The sequence below is a fragment of the Allofournierella massiliensis genome (assembly GCF_004345265.1).
Classification (GTDB): domain Bacteria; phylum Bacillota; class Clostridia; order Oscillospirales; family Ruminococcaceae; genus Allofournierella; species Allofournierella massiliensis.
Genome location: NZ_SLUM01000008.1, coordinates 74,441 through 97,199, shown reverse-complemented (window position 1 = coordinate 97,199; position 22,759 = coordinate 74,441). Strand labels below are relative to the sequence as shown.

At 51.2% G+C, this 22,759-nt stretch carries 19 protein-coding genes; all 19 read left to right on the top strand.

Translation table 11 applies throughout. The annotated features are described in order from the left end of the window. The first annotated feature begins 26 nt into the window (after positions 1 to 26). The 19 genes from EDD77_RS06255 to EDD77_RS06165 all read left to right on the top strand — a co-directional run bounded on the left by EDD77_RS06255 (position 27) and on the right by EDD77_RS06165 (position 22,683). Positions 27 to 8,465 carry a GNAT family N-acetyltransferase gene (locus EDD77_RS06255; RefSeq protein WP_455577859.1) on the top strand — a complete coding sequence of 2,813 codons (8,439 nt, stop codon included), beginning with the start codon at positions 27 to 29 and terminating at the stop codon, positions 8,463 to 8,465. Next, positions 8,386 to 8,676 carry a hypothetical protein gene (locus EDD77_RS06250; protein ID WP_132587345.1) on the top strand — a complete coding sequence of 97 codons (291 nt, stop codon included), beginning with the start codon at positions 8,386 to 8,388 and terminating at the stop codon, positions 8,674 to 8,676. The genes EDD77_RS06255 and EDD77_RS06250 overlap by 80 nt, the downstream gene beginning before the upstream one ends. A 16-nt stretch (positions 8,677 to 8,692) precedes the next feature. Next, a complete protein-coding gene (locus tag EDD77_RS06245; RefSeq protein WP_058963988.1) occupies positions 8,693 to 9,787 on the top strand; it encodes a hypothetical protein in 1,095 nt (364 codons plus the stop codon). Between the two features lie 154 nt (positions 9,788 to 9,941). Continuing rightward, positions 9,942 to 10,835: a hypothetical protein gene (locus tag EDD77_RS06240; protein ID WP_058963987.1), complete on the top strand. Its 894-nt coding sequence runs from the start codon at positions 9,942 to 9,944 to the stop codon at positions 10,833 to 10,835. After that, positions 10,822 to 11,409 (top strand): hypothetical protein, encoded by a 588-nt coding sequence (locus EDD77_RS06235; protein ID WP_206671698.1) that lies wholly within the window; start codon positions 10,822 to 10,824, stop codon positions 11,407 to 11,409. The genes EDD77_RS06240 and EDD77_RS06235 overlap by 14 nt, the downstream gene beginning before the upstream one ends. Continuing rightward, on the top strand, positions 11,393 to 11,983 hold the full coding sequence (locus EDD77_RS18440) for a DUF4314 domain-containing protein (RefSeq protein WP_058963986.1): 591 nt from the start codon (positions 11,393 to 11,395) through the stop codon (positions 11,981 to 11,983). Before EDD77_RS06235 ends, EDD77_RS18440 begins: the two co-directional genes overlap by 17 nt. A gap of 11 nt (positions 11,984 to 11,994) precedes the next feature. Next, positions 11,995 to 13,053, top strand: a complete 1,059-nt coding sequence (locus EDD77_RS06225; RefSeq protein ID WP_058963985.1) for a DUF3991 domain-containing protein — start codon at positions 11,995 to 11,997, stop codon at positions 13,051 to 13,053. Between the two features lie 2 nt (positions 13,054 to 13,055). Further along, positions 13,056 to 13,952: a hypothetical protein gene (locus EDD77_RS06220; RefSeq protein ID WP_058963984.1), complete on the top strand. Its 897-nt coding sequence runs from the start codon at positions 13,056 to 13,058 to the stop codon at positions 13,950 to 13,952. A 337-nt stretch (positions 13,953 to 14,289) separates the two neighbouring features. After that, positions 14,290 to 15,591 carry an RNA-binding domain-containing protein gene (locus tag EDD77_RS06215; protein WP_058963983.1) on the top strand — a complete coding sequence of 434 codons (1,302 nt, stop codon included), beginning with the start codon at positions 14,290 to 14,292 and terminating at the stop codon, positions 15,589 to 15,591. Between the two features lie 57 nt (positions 15,592 to 15,648). Then, positions 15,649 to 16,131: a ribbon-helix-helix domain-containing protein gene (locus EDD77_RS06210; RefSeq protein WP_058963982.1), complete on the top strand. Its 483-nt coding sequence runs from the start codon at positions 15,649 to 15,651 to the stop codon at positions 16,129 to 16,131. After that, on the top strand, positions 16,112 to 17,350 hold the full coding sequence (mobP3, locus tag EDD77_RS06205) for a MobP3 family relaxase (RefSeq protein ID WP_058963981.1): 1,239 nt from the start codon (positions 16,112 to 16,114) through the stop codon (positions 17,348 to 17,350). Before EDD77_RS06210 ends, mobP3 begins: the two co-directional genes overlap by 20 nt. Before the next feature lie 196 nt (positions 17,351 to 17,546). Then, positions 17,547 to 17,897, top strand: a complete 351-nt coding sequence (locus EDD77_RS06200) for a hypothetical protein (protein WP_058963980.1) — start codon at positions 17,547 to 17,549, stop codon at positions 17,895 to 17,897. Next, a complete protein-coding gene (locus tag EDD77_RS06195) occupies positions 17,887 to 18,570 on the top strand; it encodes a hypothetical protein (RefSeq protein WP_058963979.1) in 684 nt (227 codons plus the stop codon). The genes EDD77_RS06200 and EDD77_RS06195 overlap by 11 nt, the downstream gene beginning before the upstream one ends. Before the next feature lie 5 nt (positions 18,571 to 18,575). Beyond that, on the top strand, positions 18,576 to 18,860 hold the full coding sequence (locus EDD77_RS06190) for an aldo-keto reductase family protein (protein ID WP_006354118.1): 285 nt from the start codon (positions 18,576 to 18,578) through the stop codon (positions 18,858 to 18,860). Next, the gene (locus EDD77_RS06185; protein ID WP_058963978.1) at positions 18,853 to 19,221 is read left to right on the top strand and encodes a hypothetical protein; all 369 of its coding nucleotides are present in this window, start codon (positions 18,853 to 18,855) and stop codon (positions 19,219 to 19,221) included. Before EDD77_RS06190 ends, EDD77_RS06185 begins: the two co-directional genes overlap by 8 nt. An 8-nt stretch (positions 19,222 to 19,229) precedes the next feature. After that, complete coding sequence (locus tag EDD77_RS06180; protein WP_058963977.1) at positions 19,230 to 20,279, top strand: DUF7768 domain-containing protein; 1,050 nt, start codon at positions 19,230 to 19,232, stop codon at positions 20,277 to 20,279. Then, positions 20,276 to 20,725, top strand: a complete 450-nt coding sequence (locus EDD77_RS06175; protein ID WP_058963976.1) for a hypothetical protein — start codon at positions 20,276 to 20,278, stop codon at positions 20,723 to 20,725. The genes EDD77_RS06180 and EDD77_RS06175 overlap by 4 nt, the downstream gene beginning before the upstream one ends. Positions 20,726 to 20,737: 12 nt before the next feature. Beyond that, positions 20,738 to 22,303 (top strand): VirD4-like conjugal transfer protein, CD1115 family, encoded by a 1,566-nt coding sequence (locus tag EDD77_RS06170; RefSeq protein WP_058963975.1) that lies wholly within the window; start codon positions 20,738 to 20,740, stop codon positions 22,301 to 22,303. Between the two features lie 17 nt (positions 22,304 to 22,320). Then, on the top strand, positions 22,321 to 22,683 hold the full coding sequence (locus EDD77_RS06165; protein WP_058963974.1) for an Mbov_0395 family pilin-like conjugal transfer protein: 363 nt from the start codon (positions 22,321 to 22,323) through the stop codon (positions 22,681 to 22,683). Positions 22,684 to 22,759 lie beyond the last annotated feature (76 nt).

The window sequence follows — 22,759 nt, the reverse complement described above, 5'->3', positions numbered from 1 at the left end:
CAATACAGGAAGGAGGTCAGATACCGTTGAGAAATGATGAACGCCTGCGGACAATATATGAAGTCATGGCTCCCTATATTGTCCGAAATGAACACAACTGGCGGGATTATCTGGCATTTGCATCGCAGTTCCATAAGCACAGTTTTGACAACATACTTCTTGTGTACGCACAGGACGAGGATGTTTCTATTCTGGCAACACGAAAGCAATGGGCCACCATAGGCAGAAATTTGATTCCCCGTGCAAAGGGCGTAGCCGTTTGCGTCTACCGGAATGCCAAACTCACTCTTGACTATCTCTTTGATGTAAGCCAAACTACTGGCAAAGAGATTCATCCTACGGACTGGCAGCTTTCCGATGAAATGAAAAAGGCCCTGACCGAGCGCCTGTCGTATGCACACGGTTTCCCCAAGCAGGATTTTCCCCAAGCGCTGTATGCGATGGCAAGCGAATCTGTCGCAGAGAATTACAACCACTTTTTGCAGGAACTCAAGCAGGAAACCAAAGGCCATTTGTTCACCGAGATCCCGGCCGGTGGTTTTGAAGCCCAATACATCCAGCTTTTGACCGACAGCATTTCTTATTTCATCGGCAAAAAGTGTCACCTGTCGGATGAAGAAATCCAGTTGAGTGACGGCATGGCGACGGTCAGCCATTTTAATACACTCCCGCTGGTTGCACATCTGGGTACGGCAGTAACCGCCCTTTCCAAAGGTATCCTGTTAGAAGTAGAACGGAACATCAAGATTATCAATCGTGAAAGGATGGCACAACATGAGCAAACCGAATATCAATCTGAAATACAGGGAGCAGGACGGGATGATGCTTCCCGATCTGCAAATCTCCAACAGCAGCGAAGCAGATCAACCTCTGGGCAGGTACGGCCGGATGGCCCTGGAATACCTCAGAGAGAATCACCCGGAGCGATTTACGACTTTGAAAATGGATGGCAGTCTGATGGAGATCATGCACCGGGTACAGGACGAGGCGACCAAGAAGATCGAAGCCCTGACGCAGCAAATGCTCCAGCAGGAGCCGCTTCCGCAGACCGAGGACATCATGGAGCGGACGCGACACCTGAACAGTCTGAAACTGATGGCGGAGGAAACCGTACTCCAGAGCGTAGTCCTGATTCCCCGCTGACCGAAGAACAGCCAAATACAGAAGTGGCGCCGAGCGCCGCACCTGTGGGAGAGCCGTCTGAAAAGGACGGCTCTTTTTCTGTTCCTGCGGAACAACCGACACGCCATTTTACCGATGCAGAAGTCCGGCGCAATTATGAGTACATCCTGACCAGCACCAATCTATACCCCCCAGAGCTGCACAGCGCGGTTCGCAGCGTATTGTCAGAACCGCCGCTCAATCCTGACTGGTCAGACAAAGGGCGGCAGATTGCGGCTCTCTTTACTCCCTATGGCGACCGTGAATATCAGGGCGATTTTCTCTATCGTACCCGGTTGCATGGTGAAGATGGCATTTCATTTTTCTTTGATGAAGGCTATACCTACATTCCCTGGAACGGGCTGGCGTTTTTACTGGATGCCATGATCGAGGATGGCGACTATCCCAATCCTGTTGTAGAGGAGCAACCTGACCCCATCGGGGATTATAACATCCCTGATGAAGTTGATGAAATGGGCGGTCCTCACCGGCAAATGACCATTGGAGAAGCGGATTTTGATTATGTTCTGGATGCTGTTGCCTATGAAGCCGGAGAAACCGTAGTGGAACCGGTCAAGCCGCAGGCGATTGTTCAAATGGAAAACAACACACCAGCAGCCGGTGACGAGCCTGCATCCGTTCCTGACGAAAATCCCCCTGTTGTTGTGGAGGCCCCCGAAACGGCTCTCCCCACAGATACAGCGGAGCAGCCTACACCGCCGCCCGTCAAAGGAAACACGACGGCACACAAGAATTTCCGCCGCTTTCAAGAGTTGTTCCCGGAGATCGTGTCCGGTCAATATGAGTATCTGCGGCTGGAGGCCGGAGAAGCCTACTATCCTCTGGTCATTCACCATAAATACGGTTCCCATTACTGCATGGAGCATTACTATATGCAGAACGGCGACCGGATGTATGACCCTTATATGGACTTCCAAATCGACAAAGAGGCTGGGACACTTCGGGCTTTCAGTTATGAGAACAGCGGCATTGGTGTATATAACGAGGCTGATCCCGACGACCCCGCATACGAGAAAGCAATCAACGGGTTCAACAGTTTCTTTGCCACCTGGCTGAACAATATCCGCAGCCAAGGCTATGAGCCGGTGCGGGCCTCTATGATGGTCAACGATGAAGAAGTCGATGTGGATTTGCGCCCGGCTGTCGAAGCTGTTCCGGTCGTGGAAGAAGAACAGCCGGAACAGCTCTCCCTTCTGTCCTTGGAAAAGAGTACGGAAGATCTGCTTGTTGAGCGTGTCATGCAAAGAGGTCCCCTTACCGCAGGGAAAAAAGAACAAATCTACGAATTTGCTCAGACCCACCCCACCGGATCAGAATTTACTACTTTCCTAAAAAAGCTATATGGATATGAAGGGTTCTCCGGTGATGAAATGGGTGTGAAATACGCCATGTTCAATAGTGAAGGTGTCACTATCGAATGGCAGGATGAGCAGGGCGAAACACAGGAGACAAAGTTGTCCTGGGCGCGGGCTGCCGGTGTCGTGCAACGCCTGGTGGATGAAGGCCGCTATCTGGAAACCCCTGTTGTCAGCCAGCCGGAACAGCAGGATGAGGTGCAGCCTTTCAGTGACCAATACCGTCTGTTAGACCGTCTGTGTGCTGACTGCGAGTATTTTCTGGGGGCGGGACAGCGGGCAGAAAAGCATTTGTGGGCAGGCAGTGTGGATGCACAGATTGAGAAAATGCGGGAACTATATACCCAACTGCCGGAAAAACCTGATTGGATTTCCCTGGATATAATCAACGCCTACGCCCGCCGCATGGCAGTCCCGGAGCCGGTAGAAAATACTGCGGAAGCCTCGCAGGAGGAAACGCAGATTTTGGACGAAGCCCTGGACGCCCATCATGGGCAGATTGATATGCTGATGCAGGCGGTCCGAGGTGAGCTGACGGTTGGAACCATCCGGTACAGCATTTTTGAGGGGCGGCCCCATATCAGCATGATTGAAGTTCTGGAGGACTACCGCCGCCAAGGTATCGCAACCCAGATGCTCCGCTATCTGCAAGGGCAATATCCCAATGAGGAAATTGTATGGGGGTATTTGACCGAGGATGGCTCGGCCCTGTACCAAGCCGTGGTGGATGAACAGCCCAATCCCGACTATCTCCGGGTACAAAATGACCTTGAAGATATTACGCGGGAATTTGACGCTTATGTGCGGCGCCTGGACGGTGGGGCTATTCTCTCGCCCCAAGAAGCTGCCGACATGGACGATCTGGAGGACACGCAATACCGGCTGGAAAAAGAGCTGGAAGAACTGCGCCCCATTCGCGCCTTTGTACGAATGGGCGATGGTACAGCAGCAGAGGCGCCCGCTGTTATGGATGAAGCCACCCCCGCTGATCTGGCGCCCCTTCGTGAGCCGCCTGCGGCGCCGCAGGTCGCCGCACACAACTTCCGTTTTTCCGAGGACTATGACCTGTATCCAAGTGGAGCAAAGACCAAATATAAAAACAATGTCATGGCGATCAAGCTGCTCAAGCAGATTGAACTGGAAAAGCGGACAGCGACACCGGAAGAACAAATCATCCTTGCCCGTTATGTCGGATGGGGCGGGCTTGCCAACGCTTTCTCCAGTACGGCCTCTGGTTGGGAGAACGAATATCAGGAATTGAAGTCCCTGCTGACTGATGTGGAATACAAGGCGGCCATGAACTCCACCATCACAGCCTACTACACCGAGCCTGACCTGATCCGGCACATTTACCGCGCTCTGGAACGGTTTGGCTTCGAGGGCGACCCTGACCGAAAAATCCTGGACCCCGGTATGGGAACCGGCAACTTCTACTCTGTGCTGCCGGAGCAGTTTCAAGGGAGCAAGCTGTTTGGCGTAGAGTTGGATTCCATCACCGGCAGAATCGCAAAGCAGCTTTATCCTGATGCGGATATTTCCATCATGGGATATGAAGCCACCAAATTTGAGGACAACAGCTTTGATGTGATTCTGGGCAATATCCCGTTCAACTCCGTGAAAATCTATGACCGGCGCTACAATGACCTGAACCCGTACATCCATGACTATTTCTTCATCAAGTCCCTGGACCTTGCGAAACCGGGCGGCATCATTGCCTTTATCACCAGCAAAGGAATTATGGATCGCAAGGACGAGAGCCTTCGGGAATATATCGCACGGCGGGCAGAGTTCATCGGCGCCATTCGCCTACCCAACACAGCGTTCAAGGCTTTGGCGGGAACCGATGTAACAGCGGATGTTGTTTTCTTGAAAAAGAGAGCGCAGCCCATAGAACTTGATCGCGCGAATCTTCCGTCCTGGATTGAAACTGACCTGGACCGCAGTAAATGGATCGCCTATAACCGCTATTTCAAAGATAATCCCGAAATGCTCATGGGCGAGATGGTGAGCAGCCGGAATATGTACGGCAACGAAGATGGGACGGCCTGTGTTGCCCCGGAAGATTTTGACCTGAACCAGCATCTTACCCAAGCGGTTGACTCCCTGTACGCCCGTTTTACCGCAGAGCCGGATGAAGAAATTGAGGCAGACGAACCGGAAGAAAGCAATACAGAGTATGAGGACGCTCCGGCCGGAACCAAAAACTTCACCTATGTTGTGCGGGATGGCGAGATCTTCTTCTGTGAAAAAGATAAGCTGATCCCGCAGCCTTACACCGGCATGAAGGCCGAAAGAATCAAGGGATTGTGCGAAATCCGTACTGCGCTGCTGGAGGTTATCAACATCCAGTCCCATGAGTATGACCCGGTTGATCTCCAGAAAGTACAGGACACACTCAATCAGGTATATGACCGCTTCGTTGCAAAGTATGGAGCCATCAACAGCAAAGGAAACATCCTCGCTTTTTCTGATGATGACCAATTCCCCTTGCTGCGCTCTATCGAGGATGAGCGGAAAGACAAGACCGGTTGGGATAAATCAGCGATCTTCACCAAAGCCACCATCCGTCCTTTCCGTCAGGTCAACCATGCAGACACCGCCGAGGACGCCCTTCAAATCTGCCTGAATCACAAGCTGCGGGTGGATCTGCCCTATATGTCCTTCCTGACAGGAAAAGCCCCACAGGAGTTGGTGCAAGAGCTGGATACTCGCATCTATCTCAATCCCCAGAAATACTACGGTAATCCGCTGGAAGGATGGGAACTTGCAGAAGAATATCTCAGTGGTCATGTGCGGGATAAACTACTCTACGCACGTCAGAAGGCAGCGGAAGAACCGGAACTCTTTGCCCGGAATGTAGAGGCTTTGGAGGAAGTACAGCCGGAGCCGCTGACTCCTGCCGACATCGAAGTGAATATGGGTGCCATCTGGGTTCCCATTGAGTATTACCGCCAATTCATGTATGAAACCTTCCAGACCAGCGGATATGAAAAGGTCATCGAGGGCGGCGACAACCGGCACCGCATTGACATTGAGTATTTCTCCTATACCACGACCTGGCGTGTCACCAATAAAAATGCGGAACCGGATTCCGTAATGGTCAACCAGACTTTCGGAACCAAGCGGAAAAATGCTTATGAGATTTTTGAGGATTGCCTTAATATGCAGTCCACTACTGTCCGTGACCGGCAGGAATACATCAATGAAAAGGGCAACAAGTCGGTTAAATATGTAGTCAACGCACAGGAAACCATGATTGCCCGTGCCAAGCAGCAACAGATTCAGGAAGCATTTGCGTCCTGGGTTTGGAAAGAACCGGAGCGCCGGGATAGGCTTCTGCGTATCTACAATGAAACCTTCAACACAGTTCGCCCCCGTGAGTTTGATGGGGGCCATCTCGTATTTCCCGGCATGAACACGGAGATGAAGCTGCGGAAGCACCAGCTTGATTTTGCTGCCCGTGTCATCTATACCGGGACGGGGCTTGCCGCACATGAGGTAGGCGCCGGAAAGACCGCTGCTTTAATTGCCGCCGGGATGTACCTCAAGAACCTGGGAGCGATCCACAAGGCGGTGTTTGTGGTTCCCAATCCTCTGGTGGGCCAGTGGGCAACAGAGTTCTACCGCTTTTTCCCCAACGCAAACCTTTTGGTATCCACCGCAGAGGATTTTACTCCCAAAAACCGCAACCGCTACATTTCTAAAATCGCCACCGGAGAATATGACGCAGTGATTCTGGCGCACAGCCAATTTGAGAAAATCCCAATCTCCACAGAGCGGCAGATCGCTATGCTGGAACGGCAGATCAACGATATTGAAAATGCAATCCATGAGATCAAGAGCGAAAACGGCGAGAATTGGTCTGTCAAGCAGATGGTCATTTTCCGCAAAAATCTGGATGAGCGGCTGAAAAAGCTGTCTGCCGAGGAAAAGAAAGACGATCTGCTGACCTTTGAGCAGCTCGGCGTAGATATGATGATGGTGGACGAGGCGCACTTTTTCAAAAACTGCTTTGTCTTTACAAAGCTGCGGAATGTGGCTGGTATTACAACCTCAAGCAGTCAACGCGCTTTTGATATGCTGCTCAAATGCCAGTATTTACAGGAAACGAATCAGGGGCGCGGCGTAGTATTTGCGACCGGAACGCCAATCAGTAACTCGATTTCCGAACTGTTCGTCATGCAGCGGTATTTGCAGCCGCAGGAGTTGGAACGCTTCGGCTGGTCCTACTTCGATACCTGGATCGCCCATTTTGCAAAGAAAGCCTCTGTGCTGGAATTGAAGCCGGAGGGCGGCGGCTATCGGATGCGTGATCGCTTCGTCCGTTTCTACAATCTCCCTGAACTGATGGCTGTCTTTCGTGAGGTCGCTGACATCAAAACAGCGGATATGTTGGATATTCCCGGACTCCCGGCTGTTCGCACTGGTAAAGCGGAGATTGTTTCGGTGGAAGCCACACCCGCACAGCAGGCGATCATGGCCGATTTTATTCTGAGGGCGGAAGCAATCCGAACCGGCCGAGTGAAGCCGGAAGAAGATAATATGCTGAAGCTGACCGGTGAAGCCCGCCTGATGGCGATTGACCCGCGCCTGATTCGACCGGATGCGGATGGTACAGGAAGTAAGTTGAGTGTCTGCATTGAGGATGTTTATCAGGTTTGGAAGGACACCGCCGCCTCTGCTTCCACACAGCTTGTCTTTTGTGATGTTGGCACTCCCAAAGCCGGGAAATTCAATGTATATGATGAAATAAGAAATGTGCTGCTGGCAAAGGGTGTGCCGGAATCGGAGATAGCCTTTGTTCACGACGCCACTTCTGAAGCACAGCGGCAGGAACTGTTCGAGCGTACCCGCCAAGGAAAAGTCCGTATCTTAATCGGCAGCACCAGCAAACTGGGAACCGGCGTGAATGTTCAGAATAAGGTAATCTCCATTGACCATCTGGACTGTCCGTGGAAGCCCTCTGATATTACACAGCGAAATGGACGTGGGGTACGGCAGGGCAACGAAAACCCGGAAATTATGATAAAGCAATTCGTAGCCAAAGGAACATTTGATGCGTATCTCTGGCAGATTCAGGAGCAGAAATTGCGCTATATCACGCAGATTCTCACCGGAAAACACATTGCCCGCTCTTGTGAGGATGTGGATGAAACCGTCCTGTCTGCCGCACAGTTCAAGGCGGCAGCTACTGACAATCCGATGGTCGCACAGAAGATGGAATTGGAAAACCGGGTCACGGAATTGAAAATTCTGCGTGGTGCGTGGAGCAATGAACAGCTTGCTTTGGAACACAAGGTTAACTTGACATATCCATCCCGCATCCGGGAATATGAGCAGAAAATTGAGCGAGTCACGCAGGACATTTCTCTGTTGGGTCAGACCGAAGGCAAGGATTTCTCCATCGTGCTGGATGGAAAGCATTATACGGAGCGACCGGCAGCGGGCGAAGCATTTGCCCTTCTTTATCGGATGATAAGTGAAGGCCGTGGAAAAGATGAATATGAGTTTGAAATTGGTTCGTATCGTGGCTTTTCTCTTTTCGTGAACTTCAATCCGTTTGAAAGGGATATTATTCTGCGGGGCGCTTTGCTGTATGGGACGGATATAGGCAATTCCGGTCAGGGAACGATTACCCGTATCGAGAATCTTGCTGAACGGATTCCCAACTATCTTGAAGATGCACGGCGCGAATTGAAAGAAACACAAAAACAACTGGCGGTTGCCCAACAGCAGGTTGGACAGCCGTTTCTTTATGAGGAAGAATTGTCGGAAAAGGTTGCCCAACTCACGGAAATCAACACTAAGTTGGAGTTTGAATCATTACAGGAAAGCGAGGTGATTTTGGATGAAAACGGACAACGATCTGATGGCGAGGAAGATTGGGATTCTGAAAGAGTTCCTGCCTGCGCTTCTGCCGAAGTATAAGATCATGCTGCTGGAGGCATTCAGCCCCCACGATCTTCTCACGGCGTATATCAAAAACACTCTGGCGGGCTATCCCCGTCTGGAAGATCAGAACTTGGACGACCTGACGCTGGAACTGCTGTACCCCACCGACGAGGCGGCAGAACACTGTATCAAAGAGTTCCTTGCTCTGCGCCTGGACGATGACAACGAGCATGAGCTGGAGCAGTGATGTGAGGTGGTGATATATGGGCGAGAAACATTCGGCTGTCGGCTATCTCTTTCGAGAAGGTGCTTTTTTGCCAGCCCAAGAAACAAAGCCGGTCCGCAATGAGTTTGGCCTGGACCTGTTTCAGCATAGAGGCTCCGTTTATGAAGGAAAAACCGGACTGCAATTCTGTTCTCTCCAGCAGGCGGAGGACTTGGCCGGTTTCGTTGAGAAGCATGGCGGTATTGAAAAAGTCCAAAAGCTGATTGCAGACAGTTTGGAGCGCACCGGTCTTTCTCCACGCTATACCCGACCGGATGAAAAGAAAAAGGACATCTTTCCGCCCAAGGAAAAAGACGAGAACCGGGTCTTTGCCAAAGACCTGATGGGCAACAAGCACTACTACTACCGCTTCTACAACGAAAACGGCATTGAACTCTACACAATGGAGAAGAAACGGGAGTTCTTCCAAACAGTTTATATTCCATGTGACGGGTTTATGGTGGGCATTGACCAGCGGCACCGGCTTGAGGAAGTCCTGAAATGGCTGCCCACGCTGGAGCATGGCATCCGGGGTGAGATCGAGAGGGTTTTCAATCAGAGTATGGAAGGCCCGGACCGGTGGGCTGATCTGGGATTTGCCAATCTGCTTGGACGGTATGAGGAAGCAAAAGCCCACAATGCCCCCATTGCTGCGGAACGGCAGCGGCAAGCTAATGAAAGGTGGGCGCAGCAAGACGCCCGTGAACAGCAGTTGGCACAAGAACGACAGGCCCGTTACGATTCCGCCATCCGTGAGGCCGAAGGAAATATTATGGCGGGAAAGGAGGTGATAAACCGGGAGATCAACGGCAAATCTCTCATTATGCAGCTCTTTCGTGAGCATGAAATTCCTGTTCCTCTCAAAACACAGGGCTGGATCATCAATTCGCTTCACAGTATCCGGTACGACCCCCAAATTGGAGAATGGAACTACCGCTATTTCAAAGGCAGCCGGAACAGCACCAAAATGTTTGACCTGCTTTCCAAACTGTCCGCTGCGATTCAGACCCGACAGCAGTTTGAAGAACATGGGGCGTCCCCGCCGGACAGCCCTGTATTGGACTGTGAGGAAGAACAGGATATGGAACTGTAAATCTGGTTTTTGAAAGGAGCCAATATGAAAAAAGCAATTTTGAGCGTATCCGCTGCCGCCGCCATGATTGGCGGCCTTTTCTATTTTGGCTGGTATCGCAACCGCCACGGCGCCAACTAAGCGAATCGACCTGTCTGGAGGGAGGTGAAGCGATATGCCGATGACAGCGACAATGGCGCCCTACACCCTTTTCATACTGGATGATGATACCCCTCTGAACCCTCGTGAGGATCACGACTGCCTGGGAAAAATGGTCTGCTGGCATAGCAGATACAGCCTGGGCGAGAAGCACGATTATGATGAGCCAAGCGATTTCCTGCGGAACCTGCTGTTTTCTGAATACTCCAGCGGCCATGACCGGAACAATCCGGTTTTTGCATTTCTCAAATCTGGCAAGGCCAAAGATGCCCGATTGGAATACAACCGCTCCACGCGGGAGTGGGAATTGCGGGAGAATCAGCACTGGAGTTCAGACAGCGATTGGTATGTGTCCTCCAGCTATGCGGCCTCGTTGAAAGATGAAGTCCCGGACTGGTTTTTGGATGATTGCCTTTCTGCCCTCACTACCGGCGAACTGTTTTCGCTGGTAGAACAAATGGATGGCATGGTGATTCTTCCGCTTTACCTGTACGATCACAGCGGCATCACCATGAACACCTGCGGCTTTTCTTGCCCGTGGGATTCCGGTCAGGTTGGCTGGATCTACGCAGATAAAGCGATGATCGAGCAGGAACACGGGAAAATCACCCCTGAAATATTGGAGAAGGTTCGTCAAACCCTGGAAGCTGAAGTCAAGGAGTACGATTACTACCTGACCAACCAGTGCTATGGATTCCAGCTTTTCAAGGAAGATGTGGAGGTGGATAGCTGCTGGGGATTCCTGGGGGAAATCCGGGATGTTCAGGATGCTGTAAAGGAGTATCTGCCGGAGGACTGCAATCCGGCAATCGTTGAATCGCTCCAATTTCAGTATGAGGAACTGGACATCGACGAGTATTTGGAGCGATTGCAGGAAGAAACGGAGGGATTAGACTGTGAGCCTGGATAACACAGTGAATGTTTTCATCCTGTATGGCTGCACCTTGAGCAAGGAGCGAAGTTCCATGCGAATCGTGGCCGCCACTACGGATGAAGAAATGCTGCATACCATCATCGGCGCCCAAATCCTCGGCGGCACAATGGACTACCGGGGCTTCAGCAATATGAAGGGCTTTGAACAGTTCCGGGCGGCCTGCCGTGCCGGTGATGTTCAGTATAGCAATCTGGACTATGGCTTTGTGGAGCAGACGGAAAATCTGATGCTCCCGGACTGTGCAAAGGAGCCGCAGTTTGAGAAAGCATATCGGCTGCTGAACCTGTCCGACCATGAGTTCAATGCCATCCGCAATGGTTCTCTGGAGAGCCTGGGCGAAGATCGCACCCGTTTGATTCTGGATAAGGCGCTGTCATGGGCGGCACAGAACTATGCCGGATGGGACTTATACCGCCATTTGAGAGATGAACTCGGCATGAGCAACGAGGAAATCGGAAAAGCCGGATTTGACCTGGATGAGTTCTATGAGGTCGAAGCGGCGGACTCTGCGGAGTATGAAGTGGAGGCTGACTATGGCGAAGAACTTTAATTCTTCTGCTCTGCCGGAACATTGCTATGCAGTTCTTCCCGGTTCCGGGCAGCTCATAGAGGTCAGGCGCGGCGAAAAGGGCTACTATCCCTGTGCCTACTCCACCAGCGACCGTGAGTATAACAAGGTTCTGGCAAATTACTTCAATGCCCATGAGGGCATTTCAAAGGCACAGGCGGCAGCTATGTTGGCCGGTTCCATGTTTGGCTGGAATGTTCCTGCTGCCGATCCTGCCTGTTACGATGCAGAGGGCATCCCGATCCAACCGGGAGAAAAGAAAGCGCCCACCAGATCGCCGGAATATCAGTACGAGCAGGCAAAGCTCATCCGGCAGAACTACCAGCCCGGAACCAAGGTTGTGCTGGATGAAAAGATGGAAGATCCCTACCGTGAAATGCCTGCGGGACTGACCGGCATCGTAGATTCCGTTGACGATCTGGGGCAAATTCATTGCCATTGGGAGAATGGTTCTTCGCTGGCGCTTATTCCGGGCGTTGACCATTTTCATCAGGATATGACTCAGGAGCCTGTGATTGAGAGCAGCGAAGAACAGGAGCCTGATTTGGAATTGTGAGGTGATATGATATGAGCAGAAGCGCCGCTGCGTATCAGAAATTTACCGAGGATGAGATTCGGAAAGCAAACAGCGTGGATATTCTGTCCCTGGCCCGTGGCTATGGATATGAGCCGGAAAAGGCAGGCCGCAAAGCTGTCCACATGAAGCACAGCGGCGGGCTTTACATCTTCCCCGAAAACAATCGCTTTTTCCAATGGACGGGTCCTGATGATGGAGTCAAAGGCGGCGCCATTGATTTTGTCATGCGGGAAGAAAACCTGTCCTTCCCCGAAGCGGTGGGCAAGCTGATCGGCAAGGAGTTCTCTCCATCCGTAAAGCAGGTGGTTCCCTATGAGAAAAAAGAACGGGAGCCGCTGGTGCTGCCCGAAAAGGCAGACAACATGAAGCGGGCCTATTGGTATCTGGTTTCTGTCCGAGGTATCAGCCCCAAAATCGTAAGCCACTTTATGAATCGGAAGATGATTTATCAGGAAAAGAAGTATGGCAACTGCGTGTTTGTAGGCTACGATGCGGAAGGAACCGCCCGGTACTGCTCCATGCGGGCGGCCAGAGATAACAGCTCCTTCAAAATGGATGCGACCGGCTCAGATAAAAGCTACCCCTTCTTCCACGAGGGCAAAACCGATCTGCTGATTGTCACCGAGGCGCCCATCGACCTGATGAGCCATGCTTCTATTGCCGCTGACTTTTATGGGCGTGACTGGATGCAAGATCACCGTATCTCTACCGGTTGCCTTTGGAATGGAGCCATTGACCGTTATCTGGAAGGCCATCCGCAGATCAAGCGGCTGGTGTTTGCAGTGGACAATGACTATCTGTCCCGTGACAAGAATGGGCAACTGCGAAATTGGGGGCAGCTTACAGCGGCAAAATGGATGAAGGCATACACCGAAAAGGGATATGCCTGCGCGGTTCATGTGCCACATTTGAATGACTTTAACACCGACCTGGTGGAAATGCGGAAGGGGCGTTCTGTGGAGGATTTAGACCGTCAGCGTATGGCGGAGCTGGAAACCGCATTTGAACAGAGCGCCGAGGAAGAACCGGAACAAGGTATGGAGGTGTAAAATTGGCAAAAATCAAAACCTTTGAATTGGATCGCTGGAGTGAGCCGGATGAAAAGCAGCGTGTCCGGCACATCGGCATGGCCGACGCAAAAGAAACCTTTGACAGACTGCAAACGCACCTGGAACTGAAAGCTCTGCTCCCGGATGAGTATTTCCTGTTCTCCGATGAACTGACGGGCGAGCTGCCTGAATTTGATCAGGCGCTCTGTATTCCCAATTTTGGGGCCAGCGAAGGTATCTATCTGGACATTTCCCTGGCCTGCCGCGACAAAGATGGCAAGCGCTATTTTCAAAACTTTGCTACCGGCAAGACATTGGGAGAAACTGCGGACGACTATTACAGGATGTTCCGCATTGCTGCCGAATGTTCCCTGATGCTCAATGGCCGTGGAAATACCTATGAACAGAAAAAAGTGGACATCGTTCTGACCGAACAAGAGGCGGAAGCCGTGGGGACTGTGGTGGATATGGAACTCTGCGGCCACCATCCGCCGGAGGCCGAGGCAATTTTGAACTCTGCGCTGGAGAAGATCGACCGGATTGCCTTTGCAAAAGTCCAGACCATCACCTGTCACGGGAAAGACGATTACTCTCTCTGGTCTGCGGAGATCCCCAAAGATATGCTGCACTCCATCCTACACGAAGCCTGCGAACGGGTTGGAACCCTGGATGAACTGATGGACGCAATGAACCCGAAGGACGGGTATGAAATGCGGCTGTTCATTCAGACACCGGGACGGCAGTTTGCGTTCTACCGTATCCCTGAACGGCTCTCCAATCTGGAGGACTACGCCAATGAGGGCTGCTCTGTCCGAGGAACAAAGGACGAAATCATGGCGGAGATTTTTACCGAGTGGGCGCCCGCCCAAGAAGATCTGGAAGATGACTTTGAACTGTGACATCCCGCACTTTTCTTTTCATCTGTACCTGACCGCCCCCCTGCGGGGGCGCCCCGCAACCGGAATCCGCAGGCCACGCCCTGCGGTTCTCGGTTAAGGCAGGAATAGCCGTCATACCTGACGGCGGGCTGACAGCTTGAAAGCCGTGCTTTCAACGGGGTTTTGAGGATTTCAAAGGGTATGATTTTTTGATTCTGGTGTGATTTTTGTCATACTTCAAACTGAAAGTCATATCCTCTCCGTTCTTCTCGGTTCTTGTCGTTTCTAACCATTTGCGTTGACAAGAATGGTTAGAAGCGTTAGAATGTGGGTAGAATGATTTCAAGGAGATGATAATATGACTTTTCAGGAAAGCGAAACCCTTGAATTGAAAGAAATTGTTGTGGAGGATATAAAGAAGGAAATCATAGCCTTTGCGAACAGTGCGGGCGGAACGCTGTATGTGGGAGTTGCTGATAATGGTAGAGTTGTGGGCGTTGATAATCCTGATACAGTAACACAGCAGATTTCCAACATGGTGCGTGACAGCATCAAGCCGGATGTCACAATGTTTATCCGCTATGACATAAAGGTTGTGGATGGGAAACAAATTGTCGCCGTTGAGATTCAGCGCGGCACCGAGCGGCCGTACTATCTGGCGAAAAAGGGACTGCGGCCGGAGGGTGTATATGTGCGGCAAGGAACTTCATCTGTCCCTGCAACGACCACGGCAATCCGCCGGATGATAAAAGATACAGATGGTGACAGTTTTGAAGCCATGCGTTCTCTGGAACAGAATTTGACCTTTCAGGCGACAACAAAGGAGTTTGAAGCGCGGAACATTGCATTTGAGGCGCCCCAGATGAAAACTCTTGGGGTTCTCAACACAGATGGCATCTATACCAATTTAGGACTGCTCTTATCGGAGCAATGTACCCATACCGTGAAAGCGGCTGTGTTTGAAGGAACCGACCAAAGTATCTTCCGGGATCGTCAAGAGTTTACTGGTTCTCTCCTTCAGCAGATGAACGAGGTCTACGAGTATATCGACCGTCGAAATCAGGTGCGCTCCACCTTTGATAAGCTGCGAAGGATTGACACACGGGATTATCCAGAAGTTGCAATTCGTGAAGCTCTGCTCAATTCTCTGGTACATCGGGACTATTCTTTCAGCGCAAGTACACTTATCAGTGTGTATGATGACCGAATCGAGTTTACTTCGATTGGCGGCCTGCCTGCGGGGGTTTCGTTGAACGATATTATGATTGGGCTGTCAGTCTGCCGTAATCCCAAATTGGCGAATGTGTTCTACCGTCTGGAACTGATTGAAGCGTATGGAACTGGCATGAAAAAAATCATGGGTGCTTATGAAAACAGCGATAAAAAGCCAGTCATTGAAGCAACAGACAATGCGTTTAAGATTGTATTGCCCAATTTGAACGAGGGCAACAGTTCTTCGACCATGGCAGGTGCAGACAACGAAGCCGAGCAACTGGTGTTGGAGTTCATTCAGAAAAATGGTTCTATCACCCGTAAAGAAGCGGAGGCCGCTGTGGATATGAAGCAAACTGCCGCTGGCCGTCTGTTGAGCAAGATGATCCAAAAGAATCTGATTGTGCAGACAGGTCAAGGAAAAAACACCAAGTATAAATTGCCGTAATCAACGAGAAGGGCGCTGGATGATCCGGCGCCTTTTCTGTTTGAAAGGAGGGTTGATTTGAAGGAATCGCCCATTAAAACAGAGCGCAAGACGCTCCATCTGCCGGAAGATACAGTTCGGGCGCTCAATAAACTGGCAGCCAAGAATGGGACGGACTTTTCCAAAGAAGTGCGCAGGGCGATTGACGAATATCTGGATTTGGAAACCACCGCCGAAAATATTGACATGATAAACGGGGTCATCCGGCAGGAACTCAGCGGGCAGCTCAAAGCCCTGGGAAACCGGTTGGCCGGACTGATAAATCGCCTGACGATCATATCGGCTGCGGGCTATTATGCCAACATTGCCATTATCGCAGACCTTATTGACCAAGACCGCTATTCGTCTTTTGAAAAAATAGAGTCGGCGGCCCGAAAGCGAGCATTGGCATTTGCCAATCAAAAAAACGCGGATGCGCTGCGTACTTTCATGGATGACGAGGAAATGCAGAAAGCCATCCATGCCGTACAAGGAGGTTCCCGTGTCGATTTTGATTTATAAGCAGCGCCACCGGCACCCCAACTATAAGAAAACTCCAAAAGGCAACTATGCACATATCGGTTACATTGCAACTCGTCCCGGTGCCGTGAAGAATGAGGGGATGCGCCACGGACTGTTTGGCAAGCTGGAGCCAGGGGCGGCGGTCAAAGAGTTTGACACTTGGCAGGAGGCCGCCCGCCTGGTTCGGGAGCTTTCCTATCGTCGGGTCAATATGTATCGTGGTATTATCTCTTTTTCACCTGAAACGGCCGCCGAATTGGGGCTGTCCGATCACAAAGCGTGGGAGGACTATATCGACCGCCACATTTTGACCCTGGCAAAGTTCAATGGAATCCGGGTGCAGGACTTGCAATGGGTGGCTGCCCACCATAACGAAAAAGGTCATCCCCACATCCATGTGGTGTTCTGGAATAAACATCAGCGAACAATGGTCCCTTTTGTCCATCCAAGCATCCCGGATAAAATCCGAAAACAACTCATTCGAGATACCTTTGCCGAGCGTATCAAAGAGTATTGCGAGGCCAAACAGCGGGCAAAGGAACACCTGTCGGCCATCACAGACGAAATGATTGACGAGTTTGAGAAGTACATGGAGCATCTTCACCCGCAGGAATATCGCCGCCTGCGTGAAGCGTTTGGGCATATCACGGATGATGAGCTGGGGACTTCCCCCTTGGATAGCGTTGTTGGTGCAATGAAGATTGCCCCCTTTATCTCACGCCTGTTCGCGCTGAAGGAGAAAATGCCGAAAAAGGGGCGGCTGTATTACAAATTGCTTCCAGAGGATGTGAAGGCCGAATTAGATGCCTTTGTTGCCTTCTTGAAGGAAAACAACGAGTACATCCGCAATTTGGTACAGGACTATGCAGAGAGCAAGACCCGTCTTGCCATGCTCTATGACACCGACCCGGCGCACATCAAAGAACAGCAGGAAAAGGCTGTGGCGGAGGCCGATAAGCTGATTGCCAATAAAATTCTCGATGTGATCCGCACCATGCTGTGCAAAGACCGTGAGGTCCAGTCTTTTGAATATACAGAGGCCCGCAAAGCCTACTTCACCGAACAGATGATTTGCGAAATTTTAATGGCGCTGGAGCAGACTGCTATGAGTTTTGACATGGAGTATGACGACCGGCAAAAGGCCATGAGTACCGATCTGTCAAAGGCAGCCCGAAAAGAGTGGTATCTGCGACATAAGGACAAGGGATTGGAACCATAGTAATCCGCAGCTAAAGACAATTTTAAGTAGTTTTGCGGTTTGTAACCGCAAAACTGATGAAGGTTTATCGGAAAAGTCCCTTGAAAAAATTGATATTGCCATACAGAAAGCAGTCCTGCGGGGCTGCTTTTTCTGTTTTCAAATGATTTTGAAAAGCAAAAAGTGACCGGCCGCCCGGTTCCAGAAAGGAGAAAGGATGATAGAAGCGAACACTTCCTATAAGCAAAATGGTGTGCCGGTGTCGATTCCGAGCGGTTCGTATGGCATTGCCCCTCTGACGGTTCACCAATATGAATACCCCAAAGGACACCCCTGCCATAACTGCCCTTATACCCTGCGCACCTCTGTCCCGTCCTGTATGTTCCCTGAACGAAGGGACGGCGGCTGTCTATGGTACGATCTGAAAAAACAGCGGCGCCCTCCGCTGCCTGCGGTTTACCCCAAAAATCAGGCGGCGGCAGAGCGCATTTTTGCTTTCGTTGAAGTTCTCAAAGATGTAATGAAGCGAAAAGGTTATCAGGAAAGGAGGAAACCGATTGCGAAGTAAAACCGATTTTTACAGGCTGTTCTTTGAACAGCTTGCCCGGCGCGGCTTTGATGTGAAGCGGTCCCAATCTTCCGATTACATCGCTGATATTTATTTCAAGAACCAGCTTGTGGCCTATTTCTCCAAAGCCGATACGGTGATCCAGAACCCCTTTGTCACAGTCAAGGACAAACTCATTCGCCTTATCAACGATACGGCCCAGGACACAGCGAACAAAGCGGGTATCTGCCGCGACTGTCCTTATACTGACGCCAATGAGAAACTTCCCAATGGCTCTTATAAGCTGGCAGAATACAATGGCGTGACTCTCGCCTGCAAGGAACATCATCTGTTTGGCTATGTGTTCTCCACCTACCGCACCGCCCCGGATTCCGGCGAAATGATGGCCCGCCAGATTTTTTACAACAAGGAATTTGCAGGACAGGATTTCGCCAAACGAAGCGGTTTGGTTGATGAACGTGCGCTGTTCACCGAAGAAGAACTCCGGGTCCTTCATGCGGGCTTGGTCAAGATGAGCATACTCGATCAGGATGTTTCCAACGAGGCCCGTGAATCTGTGGAACGGATTCTTGACAAAATCGAGGACATTATCCCGGAGCTGCGGGAGCAGGAAATGGAGTTTAACTTTGATATGGAGTTCGGCCAGCAGGAAGAAATGGAGATCGGAGGATAGCAAGAATGAGCAGCAAGAGAAATCAGACCATCGCTATCGCCCGTTTCCTGATGTATAAACACGGGCTGAACCAGCAGCTTGAGGGCATGACAGATGAAGAATACCTGGCGCATCCTATTGGCTTGGATGTGGGGCAATATGTAGCTGACCTGATGAAATACTGCCCGGAGCATATCGTCGATCAGGTCATGGAACATCAGGATGCTCTTTTGCGGCGCCTTGGTACGGATTACCTCACCGTCATAGCCTATATGCCTTATGAGGAAGATGGAGGGACAAAGTATGCGTGATGGACGCCCGAATCCTGATATTTGGGGAAACATCATCACCTGCGGGGAGATCGCCGTGGGCATTTACGAGATCGTCGGCACAAAGAAACGTGGGCTGGAAGTGCCAAAGCCCCTTGCCGAAGAAATCCTGCCGGAATCTGTGACGGAACAGGCTGCACAGGACGGTGAGAACCTTTGTTTTACCGATCCGGTTTCCAACGCCATCGTTGCGGACGCCCTGCTGGAACAGGAACTTGTTACTGATCCGCAGGCAGCGGCCCGTCTGGACGCAATCCGGCAGCTTGATGATGTGGCCTATGATACGGCCTTTGAACCGCCTGTTTCAGACTATGAGATAGATGGTCTGGACTTGGAAAGGTAGGTGTTACTTTGAGGCTGGTCTATATTTCTTCCCCCTTGCGGGGAAATATGGAAAAGAACATGGAAAAGGCAAAAGACTACTGTGCTTATGCAGCATCCTGCGGCGTGATTCCCTTGGCGCCGCACACGATTTTTACGCAATATCTGCATGACGCAGTGCCGGAGCAGCGGGAACAGGGCTTACGAATGGGTCACGAACTGCTGGAGCGCTGCGATGAACTCTGGGTAATGGGCGACACTATCTCTCAGGGTATGAAGGACGAAATTGGCCTGGCTACTTTTCTGCAACTTCCGATTCTCTATGTATCCGATGATATGGTGAAGAATCAGAAAATGATCCGCCAGTCTGATCGCCCTCTGGACATCAATGACTGCATCCCCGACAGTAGCCAGTACAACTACGAAAATCAATTTCTGGTTCTCAAACCTGGGGTGAGCAGCAAGGGCAAGGACATGACTGCCGACGACTCCATCTGGTATGCCCGTAACGGTTTTGGATGTATTTATGGAGCCAGAGGTCAGGCCGTGTATGCAGAAAGCCTGTTGACCGGCAAATACATTCATTGGGAACGACATGACTTCTGTGGCATCGTCAAGCCGGAAAGTTTGAAAGAATGGCTTCTGGATAAGCCGGTCAGGAATGAGGCTGTCGAAGAACTCACCAAGTTTGTCACCCCTGAACTTATTAGCGCAGCCAAGCAAAACCATACTGCTTGCGACTATCCTTTTCTAATCGGGTATGCCCCTGCGGAGGGCGGTCTGTATGAAGCGTTCTGCCTGGACCCCGATCCGGTCAATCTTGCATCTTTTATTGTGAAGATGGGGAAAGAGCGCGGCGACCTGATGATTTGTACTCCGTTGGATACCCCGTTTTTGAACACCTTCGGGACATTCATTGACCGCTGTGAGGATCAGGACTTTTTGCAAAAGCATCTATTGCCGGTCCTGGTTCCCATGCAGATGGGCGAAACGGAGCCGCAGGCAATCAAGCTGACCGAGGATCAAGACAATGAAGCGTTTCTGGATGATTTTGCTGTTGAGGATGATATGGCATTATGAAAACAAAGCCTAAATTGATGGTTTGTGCGTTGATCTTCGTTTCCGGCGCGATTCTCAACCTGTTTTTCTCAACAGCGGTTCACGGTCTGCTGACAAGAGAGATCACCCGGCTTTCACTTCTCCCCATCGGGGACTGCCTTGCCAGCCTATTTTCCAACCGCCAGCACATGATGTTGTATCTGTGCCTGCAAGGGTTTGTAAGTGTATTGGCGGTTATGTTCTTCCTGACCAATATGAGGCCGTATGAATCAGACTTGGACACGATCACCCCGGAGATTCAGACACCCAGAGCTGTGGGCCAATACCAGCACGGTTCGGCCCGCTGGATGACCGATTCCGAGAAGGACAAAGCATTTGACAGCTACATTCTTGACCCGCACGACCCAGCGATCCGGCAGCTCTTAGAAACCGGATACGATGGTTTGGATTTTCTCAAAGAAAAATAAGGAGGCGACAAATTGAAGTTGAACCTTCACCCCAAAGGTATTCCCAAGCAGGACCCTTTGGGAGCAGATACTCCGCTGAAAAAAGGCGGCGTGGTGGTAGGTATGCGAAAGGAGGGTGATAAAGAAAAAATCTATTTTGTCGGTGATGACTGCCACCTGCTCTGCGTTGGCGCCACTCGTTCCGGTAAATCAAGATGTCTGGTTCTGGAAAGTATCTGTCTTTTGGGACTCGCCGGAGAATCCATCTTCTGCTCCGACCCCAAAGCCGAATTGTTCCACTACACCGCTGATTTCCTGAAAAAGTTGGGTTATGAGGTTTTGGTGCTGGACTTCAAGAACCCCGAAAAGAGTATGCGCTACAATCTGCTCCAGCCCATCATTGACGCCATCAGTGAGGGAGACACCGACCGTGCAGAAATGCTGGCCTGGGACTTGACGAACAATCTGGTTGGTAAGCCGGAGGGCGAAAAGATTTGGACGAACGGTGAATGTTCCATCATAGCGGCTGCCATTCTTTGCGTGGTGTGCGACAACCAAAAACGACCGGAATTTCAGAACATGACCAATGTGTATTGGTTCATTTCGGAAATGTGCCGTACCATCGGAAATAAGATGCCGCTGTTGGAATATGTCAAGAAGCTCTCTCCATCCCACCCGGCACGGGCGCTTCTGTCCATTTCCGATGTGGCGCCGTCCCGTACCAGAGGCAGCTTCTACACCTCTGCCCTGACCACCTTGCGGCTGTTCACCTCGAAGTCCATCTACGCTATCACCCATACCAGCGATTTTACCCTTGCAGATATGGGCAGTAAAAAGCAGGCGTTGTTTGTAATCCTGCCCGACGAGAAAACCACCTTTTATCCCATTGCTTCTCTCATTGTGTCGCAGCAATACGAACTTTTGGCAGAGGCGGCAGACCGGCGCGGCGGGCGTCTGGAACGCCGTGTCAACTTCATCCTTGACGAGTATGGCAACTTTACTCCCATCAGCGACATGACAAACAAACTGACCGTGGCGGCTGGCCGTGGGATGCGATATGCCCTGTTTGTGCAGGGCTTTGACCAACTGAAAGAAAAGTACAGCGACAATATCGCCAACACGATCAAGGGCAACTGTCAGGTTTGGGCGTACCTGCAAAGCGATGACCCGGAAACGCTGCGGGAGATGTCCGATAAACTCGGCAGCTATACCACATCCAGTTACCAGCTTTCGGCCAGCAACGGAAAATACACAACCCCGTCTAACTCCCAGAGCGTCAGCCTGACCGAGAGAAAGTTGCTCAATACGGATGAGGTCCGGCGCGTCAAGCGTCCCCATCAAATCATCACCAGCCGCGACCACCCCGCTATGATGTATGCGCCCGACCTTTCTCAGTGGATGTTCAACAAGATGTTGGGGTTGGGAGATATGGAGCATAACCGCAGGCTGCGGGAAGAACGAGAACAGAAACGGCCAATCATCACCGACACGAAGCAAGAAATCGCATTGTGGAACATCTGGATTTACTACCAGAAGGACATCATGCGCCGCCTTTCGCAGCAAAAGGGCGCTATGGGCGGTGGCCTTGATGATGATTAACTCATAGGAGGTTTTGAATGAAAGAGAAAATCAACCAGACGGCGGGCAGGCTGAAACAGACTGTCCGGGCGGTGGGTGTTGGTATTGCCACACTTACCGCCTCTTTTTTTATGTCCGCACCGGCTTATGCCACTGGTGTGCAGGACAGTCAGATTGTCAAGGGAACCGAGAAACTGGTCGGTGATGTGACAACCTGGCTGATGGTGCTGGCGCCGGTGGTAGCCGGTCTGCTTATCATCTATTTCTGCATCCGGCGCGGCATGGCTGACGAGATGGATCAGAAAAAGTGGAACAACCGCATTGTGGTGGCGGTGGTGTCCTGCATTGGCGCCGTACTCGGTTCCGCCACCCTGAACCTGATTCTCGGCTACTACCAGTAAGCCGGGATACATTCCGTAGTACAGGCGATTTCCGCGCCTTACTAAATAAATCATTTTATTAACAGGAGGAAAAAAC